Origin of the sequence: Ancylomarina sp., from assembly GCF_041555295.1 — a bacterium.
GTDB lineage: Bacteria > Bacteroidota > Bacteroidia > Bacteroidales > Marinifilaceae > Ancylomarina.
Map to the genome: position 1 here is coordinate 1 of NZ_JBFFKR010000457.1, position 1,769 is coordinate 1,769.

Below are 1,769 nucleotides of genomic sequence, written 5' to 3' on the forward strand. Positions count from 1 at the left end.
GACTGGCGTGCATGTTTTAGTGGCTGCTCCGGGCTTCACAGCTTCTAACGTAAGGAATGTAGCTTTAACTGCTGATGGTAGCTCTCAGGGCGAAACACCACGTGATGAAGCTAAAATGATGACAGCTGAAGTTTGTGCAGCCCATATTGCCAAAGCTGTCTTAAAACGTAAGCGCGAGTTGATTTTAACTTTTGTAGAAGGTAAATTTACGGTTTGGTTGAAAAAATGGTTTCCAAGCTTATTGGAAAAGTTGACTTATAATCATATGGCTAAAGAGCCTAATTCAGGATTGGAATAGGTAATTTATAATGTATATATTGTGATTAATAAAGTATTAAACCTACCGTAAATATTAAGATCTGCGATTTAATCATCAAAAAATTTTATAGAGTAAAAGGCAAGTGTTACATTTGCCACAAATTATAATCATAAATCATGGGAAGAGCATTTGAATTTAGAAAGGCACGCAAGTTTAAGCGTTGGGATAAAATGGCTAAAGCCTTTACCCGAATAGGGAAAGAAATTGTAATGGCTATTAAAGAAGGTGGCCCTGATCCTGTAACAAATTCTCGTCTTCGTGCAGTAATCCAAAATGCTAAGGCTGTTAATATGCCGAAGGATAATGTCGAGCGAGCAATTAAAAAAGCAACTTCTAAAGATCAAAAAGACTATAAGGAGATTATATATGAAGGATATGCACCTCACGGTATTGCTGTATTGGTAGAGACTGCTACTGATAATCATTTGCGTACCGTTGCAAATGTTCGTTCTTACTTTACTAAGACTAAGGGTAGCCTGGGAACTGCAGGAAGTGTAGAATTCATGTTTGAACATAAGTGTCATTTCAAAATTGAGAACACAGGTCAGGATCTTGAAGAACTGGAACTTGAAGTTATTGATTTGGGAGTTGAAGATGTATTTGCTGAAGAAGATGGTATCATGTTATATGCCTCATTTGAAGACTTTGGTCGAGTACAAGCTTATTTGGAAGAAAATGATATTACACCGATAAGCTCAGGTTTTGAACGTATTCCAATGGATACAAAAGAACTTAGCGAAGAGCAAGTTGCTGATGTTGAAAAACTAATTGACAAGTTAGAAGAGGATGACGATGTACAGCATGTTTACCATAACATGATGTAAGTACTAAATCCTTATTCAACAACAAAGACCTTCATTAATCATGAAGGTCTTTGTTGTTTTTGGAAGGAAACGAAATTTGCTCTATTCCATTGTATCAGAAAGAGACTTGAATCCTTTTCCTAAGATCTCATTGGTTTCCATTACTGTGATGAATGCATTGGGATCGATATGTTCGATATAATCTCTAAGGATGGATAATTCCCGACGATTAACAACGATAAAGATCATTGTTTTTTCCTGTCCATCGAACATGCCTTGCCCCTTAAGATAGGTTCCACTTCGTTTCATATCTATTACAACTTTATCACGAATCTCCTCTGTTTTATCTGAGATGATGAATAAGGCTTTCTCAAAGGTTGAACCCTGAATGGTGATATCAATTACCCGACCCGAGATATAGAGAACGATGAGTGAGTAAAGTGGAATTTGCCAATCCATATCCACATATAAGCTGCAAAGTATTATAAGTAAGTCGACATAGATGATCATTTGCCCCAGTGGTAATTTAGTATACTTAGATACCATCATACCAATTATGTCAGTTCCACCTGTTGTCGCTTTTGCTTTTAATATCAGACCAAAACCAAAACCAATAAAAATACCCCCAAACACGCAGGATAGGAGAA

General features: G+C 36.6%; 2 protein-coding genes and 1 pseudogene. 2 read left to right on the top strand and 1 reads right to left on the bottom strand.

Translation table 11 applies throughout. The features are described 5' to 3' along the window. Together ABY905_RS17045 and ABY905_RS17050 are read left to right on the top strand one after the other, a co-directional pair. Positions 1 to 298 (top strand): annotated as a pseudogene (locus ABY905_RS17045) (short-chain dehydrogenase); the annotation flags it as partial. A 137-nt stretch (positions 299 to 435) separates the two neighbouring features. Next, complete coding sequence (locus ABY905_RS17050; RefSeq protein WP_372646062.1) at positions 436 to 1,143, top strand: YebC/PmpR family DNA-binding transcriptional regulator; 708 nt, start codon at positions 436 to 438, stop codon at positions 1,141 to 1,143. Between the two features lie 81 nt (positions 1,144 to 1,224). Here the strand turns inward: ABY905_RS17050 and ABY905_RS17055 are convergent. Next, a partial coding sequence (locus ABY905_RS17055) for a YitT family protein (protein ID WP_372646064.1) occupies positions 1,225 to 1,769 on the bottom strand: 545 nt, incomplete at its 5' end.